The organism is Vibrio sp. QJM3NY_15, from assembly GCF_057785995.1.
In genome coordinates this window covers 219,805-234,124 of sequence record NZ_CM173517.1, presented here as the reverse complement: position 1 = coordinate 234,124, position 14,320 = coordinate 219,805, and the positions used below count along the sequence as shown (strand labels likewise).

10 protein-coding genes and 3 pseudogenes are annotated in these 14,320 nt (G+C 37.3%); 2 read left to right on the top strand and 11 right to left on the bottom strand.

What is annotated here, in order from left to right; translation table 11 throughout:
- Nucleotides 1–26: 26 nt before the first annotated feature.
- From AC3CKG_RS01050 to AC3CKG_RS01005, 10 genes and pseudogenes are all read right to left on the bottom strand, one after another.
- Nucleotides 27–1,454: a hypothetical protein gene (locus AC3CKG_RS01050; RefSeq protein ID WP_488528690.1), complete on the bottom strand. Its 1,428-nt coding sequence runs from the start codon at nt 1,452–1,454 to the stop codon at nt 27–29.
- A complete protein-coding gene (locus AC3CKG_RS01045; RefSeq protein ID WP_488528689.1) occupies nt 1,451–1,990 on the bottom strand; it encodes a hypothetical protein in 540 nt (179 codons plus the stop codon). Before AC3CKG_RS01045 ends, AC3CKG_RS01050 begins: the two co-directional genes overlap by 4 nt.
- Entirely contained in the window at nt 1,990–2,964 is a 975-nt protein-coding gene (locus tag AC3CKG_RS01040; RefSeq protein WP_488528688.1) for a glycosyltransferase, read from the bottom strand. The genes AC3CKG_RS01045 and AC3CKG_RS01040 overlap by 1 nt, the downstream gene beginning before the upstream one ends.
- A gap of 32 nt (nt 2,965–2,996) precedes the next feature.
- Nucleotides 2,997–4,244 carry an MATE family efflux transporter gene (locus AC3CKG_RS01035; protein WP_488528687.1) on the bottom strand — a complete coding sequence of 416 codons (1,248 nt, stop codon included), beginning with the start codon at nt 4,242–4,244 and terminating at the stop codon, nt 2,997–2,999.
- Between the two features lies 1 nt (nt 4,245).
- Nucleotides 4,246–5,400 (bottom strand): hypothetical protein, encoded by a 1,155-nt coding sequence (locus tag AC3CKG_RS01030; RefSeq protein ID WP_488528686.1) that lies wholly within the window; start codon nt 5,398–5,400, stop codon nt 4,246–4,248.
- Nucleotide 5,401: 1 nt separating this feature from the next.
- Nucleotides 5,402–6,358 (bottom strand): hypothetical protein, encoded by a 957-nt coding sequence (locus AC3CKG_RS01025; RefSeq protein WP_488528685.1) that lies wholly within the window; start codon nt 6,356–6,358, stop codon nt 5,402–5,404.
- Nucleotides 6,359–6,464: 106 nt separating this feature from the next.
- Complete coding sequence (locus AC3CKG_RS01020; protein WP_488528684.1) at nt 6,465–7,580, bottom strand: glycosyltransferase family 4 protein; 1,116 nt, start codon at nt 7,578–7,580, stop codon at nt 6,465–6,467.
- Between the two features lie 170 nt (nt 7,581–7,750).
- Nucleotides 7,751–8,805, bottom strand: a pseudogene (locus AC3CKG_RS01015) (ISAs1 family transposase).
- 737 nt (nt 8,806–9,542) lie between these two features.
- Nucleotides 9,543–9,862 (bottom strand): annotated as a pseudogene (locus AC3CKG_RS01010) (hypothetical protein).
- Nucleotides 9,863–10,009: 147 nt separating this feature from the next.
- Nucleotides 10,010–10,633: pseudogene (locus tag AC3CKG_RS01005) on the bottom strand (helix-turn-helix domain-containing protein); the annotation flags it as partial.
- A gap of 58 nt (nt 10,634–10,691) precedes the next feature.
- Here AC3CKG_RS01005 and AC3CKG_RS01000 point away from each other — a divergent pair.
- Together AC3CKG_RS01000 and AC3CKG_RS00995 are read left to right on the top strand one after the other, a co-directional pair.
- Nucleotides 10,692–11,147: a hypothetical protein gene (locus tag AC3CKG_RS01000; protein ID WP_488528683.1), complete on the top strand. Its 456-nt coding sequence runs from the start codon at nt 10,692–10,694 to the stop codon at nt 11,145–11,147.
- Nucleotides 11,148–11,158: 11 nt separating this feature from the next.
- Nucleotides 11,159–11,737 (top strand): N-acetylmuramoyl-L-alanine amidase, encoded by a 579-nt coding sequence (locus AC3CKG_RS00995; protein ID WP_488529216.1) that lies wholly within the window; start codon nt 11,159–11,161, stop codon nt 11,735–11,737.
- 399 nt (nt 11,738–12,136) lie between these two features.
- Here AC3CKG_RS00995 and AC3CKG_RS00990 read toward each other — a convergent pair whose 3' ends face one another.
- Nucleotides 12,137–14,308: a polysaccharide biosynthesis tyrosine autokinase gene (locus tag AC3CKG_RS00990; RefSeq protein ID WP_488528682.1), complete on the bottom strand. Its 2,172-nt coding sequence runs from the start codon at nt 14,306–14,308 to the stop codon at nt 12,137–12,139.
- Nucleotides 14,309–14,320: the final 12 nt, after the last annotated feature.

Here is a 14,320-nt window from a genome sequence, read left to right as displayed (position 1 = left end):
ACATGAATCTAAAAGCTAGATATTTATTAACTATCTAGCTTTTTAAAGATAAGGTTCACAATCTCATCTCTAACAGCATCAATAGATTGTGATGCATCAATATCTATATGCTCTAATGTTTTTGCTTTAAAGTCCGAATTAACAAGATATCTAGCTCTTATTTCGTTGGCAGTTTCCTTGCCTGCTTTAACTCTAATTGAGTTACGATAGACCGCTGTCTCTACGGGTATACTTAACTTCACAGAAATATCGCATGCAGGAATAGCATCGTAACAATTTCTCTCCACATTATGAAGAAATCTATAAAAAAAGTTTCTTTGTTTATTTTTAGTAATCCTAGGACTATCCATTTTCCCATACTCTAAAGAAGGATACCTGTCTGTTATTACAATATAGCCATTCTTTGAATAAGCATGCGCTTTAATTGCTGCCGTTTTTCTTTCGATAGCAATAATACAGTACCGAATGGCAGCTAATAATGTAACATTTGGATTAGGGAGGAAAGACTCAACAGATCTTTCGGCTGACTTATCCTTATGCCTAACCTTTTCTGCTAACCTGAAAGCAAACCAAAATGGTAATGTAAGTAAAGTCGGAGCTGGTCTGCCTAAATGAATCAACTTATAATCAAAGTTTTTTTTCATCAAACAGCCAACATTCTCTACAGCTGTAGATTTCCCACTACCATCAAGTCCACAAATTGATAATACTATACCCATACTTGCTCGTTTTTTTCTTTTAAAAATTAGCTTATTAAATAACCTTAAAGAAATATCTTGAATCTTATAAAAGAAGTGGCTCAACTCATTCATTCTAGCGTGCTTTTTCAAGGTGTTCTTTACCTTAAAAGATAACCAGAAACGCTTAAATAAATTTCCATCAATAGTATTATCAAGCATCGCTTCAAGTAAATTATTATCTATTAAATCTGGAATATAAAAAATCTCAGACTTATCTCCTAATTTTAAGTAATCCTTTTCTCCTCTATACTTCTCAGAGTCTCTTAGTAAGAGTAATGCGCCATATATGCTGCCACTCTTCAAGTAAGAGCGTATTAAAAAAATAGTTCTTGATAACTCAGCACTAGGTGTTGTAACTCCTGAATTTTTCACCCTTTCTTTTTCTAGATAATGCTCTAACGGTAATATATAATTCTTTGTATTACTTTCACCTGTAACGATTTTATAATAAACATGTAGATGGACTATTTTGCCTTTAAAAAAAGCATAGAAATGTGCTACATGTTCAAATTTATTTACAAATGGTGAAAACTCTAAAAAACCCAAGGAACTCAGTATTTTTTCAAATGACTCCTTGTTATTAAGTTTCACCCACAAATCCAAGTCTTCATTACCAGAAAGAAAGTGATCTAATCGATTCAAAGACTTCCAAACTGATACTACTATATTGTTATTATCCAACTCACTAAATAAGCTCTTATATAAATCAATCATAATTTCAATTCCGTATAATTACCTGAAAACTTTCTTGAATACTCTTCCGCTTTCTTCTTAGCCAATAGGTTTTTTTTCAATAATTCATCTACAGAGTAATAACGTAATCGTGTATGACCCCTACTTAGCAATCTATGCTTTAAAACATCTTCATCAACATCTACAAGAATTTTAACATGGACAATTGGTAATCTATATTTCAAAAGTAATTCTAAATCATTATATTTTGCTTCTAAGAAATTAAATGCCAAATGTGATATGCCTTCATCAATCACTACATCATCATTGTTCACGTTTTTAGAGTATACCCCGAACTTTATGAGTGAATTGTAGAATATGTTAATTTTAAAAAAAAAAGACACTTTTTCTTGAGAGCATAACCTGATCAGTAAAAATAACTCAGAATAACTTAGCGCCAAAAATCCGGCCCCAAAAAAAAACACTTTATTCACACAATTCTTACTTAAAAGGTTAACTTTACCCTTCAAATAAAAAGATTTCCCAGAACATGGAGGACCTGTAATTTCAACTTGCATTAAAATAAAACCTCATATTGGTTATTATATTGTGTTAACATACTTTCTATAGTGCACTCTTTAATTAATAATTTGTAATTATATTCTACAATTCTACTACACTCTTCAAAACTTAGATTATCAACTTCCAAAATATGTTTTTCTAATTCCTCTTCATCTTCTGCAATGTATACTTTAAAACCTAAAGAGGCTAACTCTTCATGTGGTGGGATCTTGGATAATATTGGTATACACTTTTTAGATATTCCCTCCAGAACAGATACCGGCATCCCTTCTATTGAGGAAAAAGAAACGATACTCTTTGCTTTTTGCAGCTCTTCGAGAACTGTACTCCTATCAACTTTACCTAGCAAAGCTACGTTAATTAAGGATCGACTTTTATCATTAAGTTCGCTATGTAATACACCATCACCAATAAACTTCAAGCCACTATTAACACCTGAACTAGCATAAGCGTTCAGCACACTTTTCACTCTCTTGAGTTTAATCAGCCGGCCGAGACAAATAAAACCTAAAAATCCGTTTGAAAAACTAGAGCTCTGTATGTTCACACCATTTCTAATTACTACACACTTACCATTAGACTTAACAGATACAGGGAAGCTGTCAAAACTTGACTGACTACAAAACACAACCCTCTTCGACAAGGATAGATTTATAAAAAAAAGAACCCTATTTTTACCCTTCAAATTTTCAAAAGATGTATGTACGGTATATAACAATCTGTTTTTTTTTAATTTAACCAAATCAATTAACCAACATATTAGCAACAGTTGATTGGAGTGCACATGGATTACTTTATATTGAGACGAACATTTGAAGTATTGGAATAAAAATCGGAGCATACTATCAATAAAATTAACACCCTGGTTAAGTTCTATATACCTAGAACTATCTTGAGTATTTAAATAAAATTCATTATACCCCATATTAGTGGGGCCAGAATTTAGGACTACATGTAATATTTCTTTCATATCGTTCACTTTAACGAGAGACTAATAATTGATTATTTATAAAATTTATAAACTTTCAATGTATTTATTCCTAATCTTACCCTTACATCATTCCACGATAACAAATTAACTAAAGCTAAATATGATGAAAACATCAAAGCGGCACCTAACAAACCAAATACAGGTATAGCTATTAGCCCGACAAATACAGACGTTACAATAGATATTAGCGTGTTACGTTGCTGTACTCTTGAATAGCCTGTCATCTGAAGGATAGTTCCTACAGATCCAAATGAAGAGTTCAACCATTGACCAAGCATCATAAGAACAAGCGAGCTCTTAGCGAAAAGATACTCATGACCAAAAAAAGATAGTATAACGTCAGAAAATATAGCTATTATAAAAAAATAAATGGTGGATAAAAAGAAAGTAATAAATGTACTTCTGTTTATTTCTTTTTCTAATTCTAATTGGTTTTTTTTATAATAAAACTCAGCTATATTTGGGGCTATGATTCTATTAATGGCAACTAATACAATCGAACTAACCCCTGCAATTCTGACTGCAACAGCATAACCAGATGCTTCAGAATAACCAGCCATTGTCCCTATTAAAAACTGAGGTAATTGACTAGAAAGTACTGTTAGAAATGAAATTCCCCAAAAAAATGAACTGCTTTTTAAAATGCTTTTAGTAAATAAAAAATGAGATCTTTCCTTAATAACAAAAGTCCCGCCAAGCTTACTCCAAAAACAAAACGAAGATATACAGCAAATCAAGCTAGTTATAAAAAAAAGTAGGCTAAGTTCTGAATATCGTTCAATAGAAACCATCAACAACAAAATAACGAAGACTAGGTTTCTTGCAACCCCTGTAAATAACATTGATATACGAGGCTTCTTAGATGCCTGTATATAACTGGACATTAAGGCAATGAGTGATAACGGAATTAAAGAAAAAGCCATTTTATTATCAACAATGTTAAAAATAAAATTATTTATTATTATTATAATTCCGGCCATGCATACAGATATTCCTGAGTATGTAATCAAGCTATTAGCTGAATTGATTTTTTGTCGATATTTCAACTCGGAAACTTTCTTCACGCAATAACTTGGTAAACCAAGAGAAATAATCATAATGAATATGGTTATTATTGACAACTCAGTAAAGAACCTTCCAGATTCTTCTATGGAAAATTTAGATGCTATTAAATATGTCAGATAAAATCCAGAAATAGCACCTATTACTTTAATACTAACGACACCAAATAGTAAATTTAAAAAAGATTTATTACTCATATCAAGAAAATAGCTCTTTCGTGTCGTTCATGAGTTCAATTGGACCATGCTTTAAAGGTACTGTAACAACATAGCAGTCTGAATGTTTCAAAGCTGAGTTATATAATTCCAGCTGAAGACTACAATACTCTTCCATATCGAGGTTAACAAAATCATAAGCTAAATTATTAATATCACTATTAATATAGGTAGCGCCAACTTCTGTAATCATACCCATCAATGATGTAATTTCTTCCAAAATCACATTGACGGATAACTTGCTAACCTTATCACATTCAACCCTATCAATTTTTAGCTCTTCGATATCAGCCCTCTGGAAGAAAACAACTCTCCCTAACTGAGATTTTTCTTTCTTGATAGAATAAATAGACGAAGGTTTTACTCTACGTCTAACTCCCTTCATCCCCTTAAGATGCTCTTTAATACTCCAATGATTCTTAGATATAAAGCTTCCTTGTGAAAGGATCTTAGTTTTCAACTCCGGAAACCCAACTAAGTTATAAGGATAAATATGAGCTACCATTGGGTTAAACATCGCTTCATTGTTGGTATTTATAATTGCGATATCATCACTCTGAAAAAAGTAAGAGTCATCGTTATATAGTATAGAACTACTAAGACTTGTTTTCCCGCTACCACCCCAGCCTGTTAACAACGTAGAGCTTGAATCTTTTACAATAGTAGAACCATGTATGAATGATGCACCATTTCTAATTAAAGCTAATTGCAAAACTGGATAAAAACACCTATATACAAATGTTCTAGCAACTGCAAATTCCGGCAACTCAAATTCAGAACTCCGAAATCTATATAATTCAGGAAATTTCAAGGCCATACTTCTTTTTAATTTAGGTCGAAACAAACAAGTTACATGAATTGTATCTTCAGATATTTTTATTCCCATATCAAAATCATTTGAAACCTTGAAAATCACTATGGATTCAAATATTTTTAAATTTCCTGTTTTCGCATTTAATTTTTCTTTGCCATGTAAATTATTTAGTTCTTTAACATCTGTTGTTATATTAAAAATAATATCAGTTTTTGATTTGCAATCGTTGAAATCGTTGAAATCGTTGAAGTCAGGAAGAACCTTACTAATATCAAAGAAAGATTTAATCCCAACATTTAATCCGAACATTTCTTTTTTAAACACGTTATAACCTTTGAATATTTTTTAACGAAAGAACTTTTTCGTAAATTAAAATGAAAAGAAATGGGGCGATAAATCCGAATTGTCTCAAACCAACCCCTCCATCCCTTAAAATATATGGAAAACAATAAATAAATAAAACAGACAATATCGCCAATCTATTAGCTAGAATTGATTGGATAATTTTCTTAATAAAAAGAAAACTAAATGTAACCGAAAAAAATGAGAACCAAAACCACCAAGAGAGTAATTGGTAACTATTAGACAGTTTCCAAGGTAATGGTGAGAAGTACATTTTAAGAACCTCAATAATTACTACTTTTAAACCAGGGAAATTTCCAATAACACTTAGGATATAATTACCGACAAATATATTTATAGCGTAAACTACAAATGCAAACAGCGTGGTAAACTTGAGAAAATCAAGCACACTGACGTTATATTTCTTATACTCCATAGAAAATACGAAAAATATAACCAGAAGTAACATAGACATTCGAAGTTGCATGAGAAAAATAAAAGATAATAATAAAAAAAACGTAGTTAAAATGTTTCTCCTTTCAATAAACAATGATAGATAGTAACAGGAAGATATGAATGCCAGAAAAATATAATCATCTCTCATTAAACTAAAACTATATATCCCTATTACAGGGTAAAGAATTAGAAACAAATCAGCTCTGATCACTACTTTTTTTATGAAATAACGGGAAAATAAACGGTGGAAAAAGAAAAGTGATGCAGTAGAGATCACTACTATTTTAAATAACACAAACCAAAAAGCATAAGCCTTCCCGAAAACCAATACAAAAACTGACAGAATGAAATAATATATTGCATGATGACTGTTAGTATATGTGTAGTAATTATTTACTACATTTGACCAACCTAATACGCTAATATCATTTGCTATATCAATTGCTCTTTGTGAATATCGTAGTTCATCAATATTAATAAACATATACAGATTACTTTGACTATAGTCTTCATAAGTAAAAAGGAAATATGTTACCTTAAACAATACTGATATTGTAAAAACAAACGATACTAGTTGTAATGACCTATCTTTAATCATTAATTAAATGTAACCATTTTGTGATAACGTTTTCAATGGACCAGTTTTTACTACTTTTTCTTGATTGATAACTCATATTTTTTCTTATATCTTCATCTACAATTAAACGATCAAGCTTACCAACAAAGTCTTTATCATCTGAATTTTTCACTAGATAGCCTGTTTGATGATCACTAATAAACTCTCTAGGACCAGTAGGACAATCGAAAGCAACTATTGGAATACCGAAGTTCATAGCCTCACCTAAAACCATAGGTAACCCTTCCCAACGAGATGTCATTAAAAATATATCACTATTAGCATAAATTTCAGATATATTTTTAACCTGTCCTAGGAATACAACATTATTCATCAAACCTAACTTTTTAGATTGTAATTTCAGTTTATCTAGATCTTTCCCATCACCTGCTATAAATAATTTTACACTTTCTGTATGACTCTGTTCGGTGTAACGCGAAAATATATTAATCAACCTATCGAAACCTTTTTGCTCTGTCATTCTCCCAATTGCTAATAGGTTTATTTCATTTTTATTAGAGTTCGATTTATTTTTTAGGCTTAAATAATTAGAATCACTTATCTCAAGACCTAGCGGGTTAGGCATTACTACTATTTTAGATTTAAGTAGTGAAGGATACGAATTTATATCCCTACTTGTTAAAACAGTTATATTTTTAGGCATGATATAGTACAATAAGTTTCGAGAGATTCTCAGCGACTTACTCTTTAACGCATAATAATGGTTATGCTCAGAAAATATTAAGTTAGTTTTCATAAATAGAGTACTAAAAGCAGCGCGGAATGAAACTTCCCACTTCATACATATTACAATATCTGGCTTTTCATTTTTTATTATTTTTCGAGTATTAATACACCTATGCACAAACCTTTTCAATTTCCCCAAACCTGAAACTTTTTCATAGTCAAAATTTTGATATATCGTTCTTGTTCCAGGTTCTAAATCATAAAAATCAGTTTCTTTGCTTTTCCCAACTAACAAGGTAGTCTTATAGCCTTTCTTATTAAACCCCATTGCAAGATTTGCTGCGACTCGTTCCGCTCCACCAGACTGGAGGCTAGAAGATATTATCAATACTTTTTTATTCAAAACCACTCCTCATATGCTACCTAGGGTAATGTTACGAAGCCCATTGCCCTGCAAAGATTTGCGAAAGATAGCTGTTGCTAATGTTCGATTTTTCTGTTTTCTTTTTATCCCAACTTTGAAATTGGCTTCTTCAGTCGTCAGGCTTCACTGGGAAATCATGAACTTCCCCGTCAATAAAGGCTTGCCAGTACCTTTAAAAGGTACTTACAATTCATCGCACACATTGCTCTTTTATGTTTAATGCTCGCTTTGAGAATCGTTTCACTCTTCAGCATGTTTAAGCACATCTACCTGATCCTTATGAAGTTTTCCGCACCTTCTTCTGCTTGTTTTCGGCTCGCATCTTCACCAAAAGCGGTGTCTAACGACCAGTGCATCGACTCAACCAACCAATGTGAACACGTGGCATTTAACAATTCTTTAGCACTTAATTCCTTCGAGCTAATGTAGTATCTAACCGTGAATTCTGACTCTTTTGCGACCTCTTCTTTTTGTCGTAAAGAAACAACGATACCCATTTTTTTAGCTCTGGCCAGTCTCGTTTCCTGGCGACCACGAGACTTTTCTTGCGTGCTATACGAATCACCATCGTGATTTTGCAACATACTCATATCGAAATAGTTATTAAACGGTTGCTCTAAACGCCCCTGATTACCTTTAACCGCCAGTAAGTAATCGGCATTCTTATCAAGTATTTTCTTTTGGCATCCCATTGCATCAATTATCACTACACAACCTGATATATCACGCAGTTCGAGCAACTCTGGGATAGCGGTGATCTCGTTGGATTTTTCGTAGACTTTATGTTGTCCAAGACTAACGCCACTTTCAGTCGCAAAAGCATTTACCATGTGAATAGCACCAAGACCGCGAGAGTCATCATAAGAACCCCTAACGGTTTACCGTCAATGGCAATCACTTCACCCTTAGCAAGTTCAGTACAATCCTTCACCTATTCGATAAAACACTTCTGTAGGCGAGTGGCATTAATCATTCCCATAGCTCTTGCTATTGTCGATGTAGAAGGTACACCATGACTAAAATCACCAAACCGCTTTAAAAAATCTAACTGTGCTTGGCCATGAATGGCTTTCCAATCATCTTGACCGGAAAGTACAGCGCAAATTGTTAACAAAATGATATCAGTTAACTTGTGCTCGACTTTGCCTTGTTGGCGGTAATCTAGGATGACATCAAAATGCATAAATGGGTGTTGGTTACTCATTGTTTGGCCTCCAATGTTTCTATGGAGGTATCAGAAAACACTGAAAATAATCTACAAATTGATCTTCGAGTAATTGATTGTTGTGTAATAACGCTAACTATCGAACTTCGCAAATTGAGAACTCAATATGCTACGAACTCTTTAAACATGAGCATGTACATGAACTTTCCCTGTCTATGTCTTAAGTGTAATAAGCCTTTAATAAATCGAGTTCAAACTGCATACTTCTTGATAAGTATTTTAATATATGCGACCAGAGGTAATATTATGAAAAACTGGATAAAACGACTAATATTGGATATTCAAAAATTTAGCGCTCACCTAGAAGAATGCGACAAAAAGTCAAAAAAGATGCGCTCAGAAGATAGATCTGAAACATATACGTAACCTAATCACTAGATGCCGAGTCCGAAAAATGTCTCAGTCAATTATAAGCCACTGAGACACTTTTTATTCATTTTGAGACCGTCGATTTACGCCCATCCCTTATAGAACCTAGATTTTGCTTACTTTCTAAAAACCGCCCTAATAGGCCACCAAAACGGTTTTTATAACCTTTTGACGGGCATTCATTCGCATTTAGGTATGCTACCGCCCTTAGGTTTAGCTCCTACAGGCAAGGTTTGACGATTTATCCGCTGTTATGCGGTTTTCATACGGTTTCTAATTTGCTGCGCATTCTAGCAAAGTAAGTGCATATTGACCAGTTTGAAATTTACCCTATTTGGACAAGCCTCTCACCACGCGTTTATCCAGCGAAAGCATTGCACGTTTTGCAGATACTGAGTGCCTATGTGGTAGCGATTTTCTTGCGCTGCGTCGCAGTAGCGCTTTTCTATATCAATGAAAATATTGCCGTTTCGGTACAGCGACACAAAGCTTGGGTTGTTGTTTACCGCCAATAACGCTTTAATCTCGGTGCGTGTTAACCCTTATGGGTAGTGGTTAACCAGCAGTTTCAAGAACTCGCCAATGCGCCCTTCTACTCGCGCTATCTCTTTTTCTAAAATGGTTATTTTTTCTTCCGTTGTCAGTTTTTTAGGCTGTTATCATCCATGTGCTCTCTCCCTAATTCTATTTTTATCTCGTCACATTTGTTGGCTGTGCTTACGCTATTGCTGGTTTTACTCTTAGTTTTGCTTAGCTATGGATCTGTCTAGCGATTGATCTACTTAAGCCAAAGTTTCCCTAAAAATCTGGATTTTCACTGCTTGGGATCCGCATCAGCCGATTTGGATTGGATGAGGGCTTTAATACGCGCTTCAAACGGGTTGGTTTTGCTATCGGCTTTGAATTCCGTGAAGGCTTGAGTGACGAGCGTGGGTTGTTGCTTAGTGCCCTTAAAGCTTTGCTGTTTTTCGTGATTTAGCGGCCTTTTGAGGTTTACCCACCCTTGTCTGTTGAGCCGCTCTGGTTTGCTTAGATAATGGCGATGAGCCTTGCTTTGCCTTAGCTTGTGCGCTTCTTCTTAGCCAGTCATTCACAAATGGCCAATATGCTCAAAGGACTTGCGTTTATCAGGGTTGATGTACAACCACGCTTACATTGCATGCAGTTCTTGCAGTACATCTAACTTTGGGTAGGTGCGCTCTAATATGGTGGTGAACTCATGATAAATGGGCGCGCTGCCCTCTTTGGTGAGCAGGTGAATCACGGCTTCATTTTTTGCTTTAAGTGTCGATAGCTCATGCTCTTCAGAACCGCGAGGGAGCTCAAGCACATCGGTGTCATCTAAGGTGTCGCTTTTCAAGCTCAACTCTGTTTTATGTTCTTTATGAAAGGTTATGTGTGCCAGATGATCACTCTCCGTTTTGGTGTTGTTACCGCCACCCCCAATCAAGGTTCTTGAAGTACATTGCCCTCCCCATGCAGCAATAAGGTGCTTAATGAAGGCGATAGTTTCTCTTTTTATTTCAGCGTACCAACCCGGAATGGCCAGCATCGAGTGCCGAGCTGATCCCCTCAATCCGTCGCGCCAGTCGTTATTTTTTAGTGTTAGCGATGGGTCTGAAACTAGCGGTTATAAAGAAGGCCAAATGGAAGGTGGTCATTTTGATGAGGATGAATGCGGTGGCGTCCCCAGCTATGAGAATTTTTGGTGGATGATCAGCCGAGCGCGGCGCAGCCAGCCTCTGGGTTATTGCGTGATGTATTTACGTTATGTAAACCACCACTCTGGTTATGCCAAAACCGTCGCCACCAGTTTGCGACAACACATCGCACTGCCCCCTAATTTAAAAGAATCGTTACAAACGTCTTTAGTCAATTGGTTACAACAACACGAGGATTTATTTTGTCAAACACTCCACCAGCAACTGATCGAGTTCCACACCAGCCTTTAGAGGCTTCTGTTTTGCCTGAGCAGGCTAGCAAGGTGGCGCTCATCCCTTCGTTAGAGCCTTGCTTACCATCAGCATCCCCTTTTCTGTTAACTCCGTATGCTTTCAGTCTGGTTTCGGTTTTACTCCGCCTACCTCATTGCCCGCCATGTTTCTTTATTACAGTGCATTGCAGCGCCACACCGCCAAAGCAAGATATTGATGTGGCCGAGATTCGCCGATGGCATAAAAAGAGAGGCTGGCGCGATGTCGGGTATCACTTTGTTATTCGTCGCAATGGGGATGTCGAACTTGGCAGGCCACTGTCACAAACCGGCGCGCATGTGAAAGGGCACAACAAGGATAATATTGGGGTTTGTATGGTCGGCGGCTGTAATGCCGAGCTGCAACCAGAAGATAACTTCACGCTTGCGCAGCGTAAGGCGCTGCTTGGATTGATGGCGGCGTTGCAAGAGCAGTTTTTGATTTCAGATAAGAATGTTAAGGGGCATAAAGATTGGGGCGTGAATAAGGCGTGTCCGGTTACGGTTTTAGGAACAGATGCGGGTAAACGGGATGCGAGAGCTAGAGGAGCAAATGAGGGTGACGGGTAGCGAGATTCGAAGAGCGGACAAACAGAGATGGATATTGGATAACTTCTGAACTCGCCACCTATTAGACTCCGTCATTCCAGAATTGAGGGACGAAATATCTGGAACCTCAATGTCACGCCCAATTTACATGTTTGGTACTCACGACGAAAAGAGATTCCCTATCACGCTCGTGCCTCGCTGTAGGGAATGACGCCGTTATTTTTTACTATTAGGTGAAGAGATAAGATACAAGTAAACGGGATGAGAAGAGCTTAAAAGAATAGATGCGGGTAGCGGGTAAACGAGTAACGAAGAGATGAAGAGCGGATTCGAGTGGCGCTTTTCGTATCTCGCCACTCTCGTCTCGTATCTGCCTTTCTGCTCTTCGTTTACCCGATTACTCGCATCCCGTATCTGCTTCTACTTCTTATCGCTCGAATATGCGTAGTTGTAGTAACCGTACCCGTAAGAGCTTGATGCTTTCTTCTCGATAGCGTTGAAGATAACGCCTTTCACTTCGATACCGGATTGTTCGAAACGGTTGCGAGCAACGTCAATCTCTTTAATGGTGTTTTGACCATAACGCGCAACCATTAACGTGGTGCCAGCGAAGGCGCCGACAATGCTTGGGTCGGTTACCGCGAGTACTGGTGGGGTATCGACAATCACCAAGTCATACTCTTTTGATGACCACTCCATTAGCTCTGCAAAGCGGGGGTGCATTAGCAACTCTGACGGGTTTGGTGGCACTTGGCCGCGAGTAATAATGTCGAGGTTTTCAACTGGAGTCGACTTCACTGATTGAGCGAACTCTTGCTTGCTGCTCAATACATCAGAAAGGCCGTTATCCCAATTCACACCGAAGCTTTGTTGTAGGTAACCTTTACGCATATCGGCATCAATCAACAGTACTTTTTGGCCTGTTTTTGCGGCTACTGCGGCAAAGTTGGTCGAGATGAATGATTTACCAATGCCCGGTGCAGGGCCCGAGATCATCAAGACGTTGTTTTTCGCTTCTAGCATTGCGAAGTGCAAGCTGGTGCGCAGACCACGCAGTGCTTCAACCGAAAGATCCGCAGGGTTCGATTCAGCAAGCAGTGCTTGAACGCCTTTTGTTTGTATTTTCTTCGATTTAAAACGGTTAGTTAGCTCAATTTGTAAATCTGATTTTGGTACCGCTGCATAAACAGGCAGGCCGATTTGTTCAATTTGGTCTGGGCTTTCAACGCCACGGTGGAATGCCGCTTTCACTAATACAAATGCGACACTTAACATGCCACCCAGTAGCGTTGCTAATACAACAATCAACGGCTTCTTAGGTTTTACAGCGCGAGCATACGCTTGTGCATCATCTAAGATACGAACGTTACCGACCGTACCGGCCTTGATAATACTCAGCTCTTGAACCTTGTTTAAAAGCTGGATGTAGATCTGTTGGTTTACTTCAACATCACGTGTCATACGCAGTACTTCACGTTGTGTTTTTGGCAGCTTTTGTACTTGCTTGTTTAGGCGTTCTTTCTCACCTAATAGTGTTTTACGCTTATCAAGCAGGGCTTTGTATGCTGGGTGATCTTTAGTGAAGCGTTGGCTGATTTCACTCTCTTTAAACGTCAGTTCATTTAATTGCGCTTCAAGCTCTACCATTACCTTCAGGGTGGATTGTGCTTCTAAACCCAAATCGATCGATTCGTTCTTTTGACGATAATTGTTTAGTACGTCTTCATAGCCAGTTAGCTCAGATTTAATGCCCGGAAGGTGGCTTTCTAAGAACTCTAGGCTCTTCTCAGCTTCCGCAGAATTGCGCTTCACGTTCTGTAAGAAGTAGATTTGGCTGATGTGGTTAAGGATTTCAGAAATCTGCTGTTTGTTTTCGCCTTCAAAGCTCAGCTTCAGAATACCGGTCTGCTTACCTTGCTCTGACAAAGACAACGATTTTTTCAGCCATTCGATCGCTTCTAGTCGGCTGCGTTGACCAATCGAGAATTCAAAACCGTTGTGCGATTCAAAACCGGCCACAAACAAGCTGAAGTCATCAGAAGTTGCTAGCTCACCCACTTTGCCTTTTAAGATAACGCGCTCATCGTCACGTACCAGTTGATAGGTGCCTTGTTCGGTATCGACGATCTGAATGGTGTGTGTGTATTCGCTCGCATAGCTTGGCAAGGTAAAACGGCTCACTGCGATGTGGTTGATGTCGCCGGTTAAGCGAGCAAAGCCTTTACCGACGATGGGTGCATAATTTGGAGAGGTTACCGTGGTTAAATTGAATTTATCAACCGTTTCACCCAAGATCATACGCGATTTGATGATCTCAACTTCTGTCGTCGCAGAAGATTCCTGAGAGAACAATTCGCCCATATCACCGACCATCGATGAAATACCACCAGAGCTCTTCTCTTCAATTTGAATCAGAGCATCAGCTTTATATATCGGTGTTGAAAGCAGGGCAAACGCAATACCAAACACAGCAAAAGCAAATGTGGTGAGCATGATTAGCCATTTGGCATCTAATAAGATGCCAAGCAGTTTTCCTAAATCTATCTCATCAGAGTTATCTGTGTGTGATTGCTGAGATGGTTGTGTTGTCATCAGATTGCTACT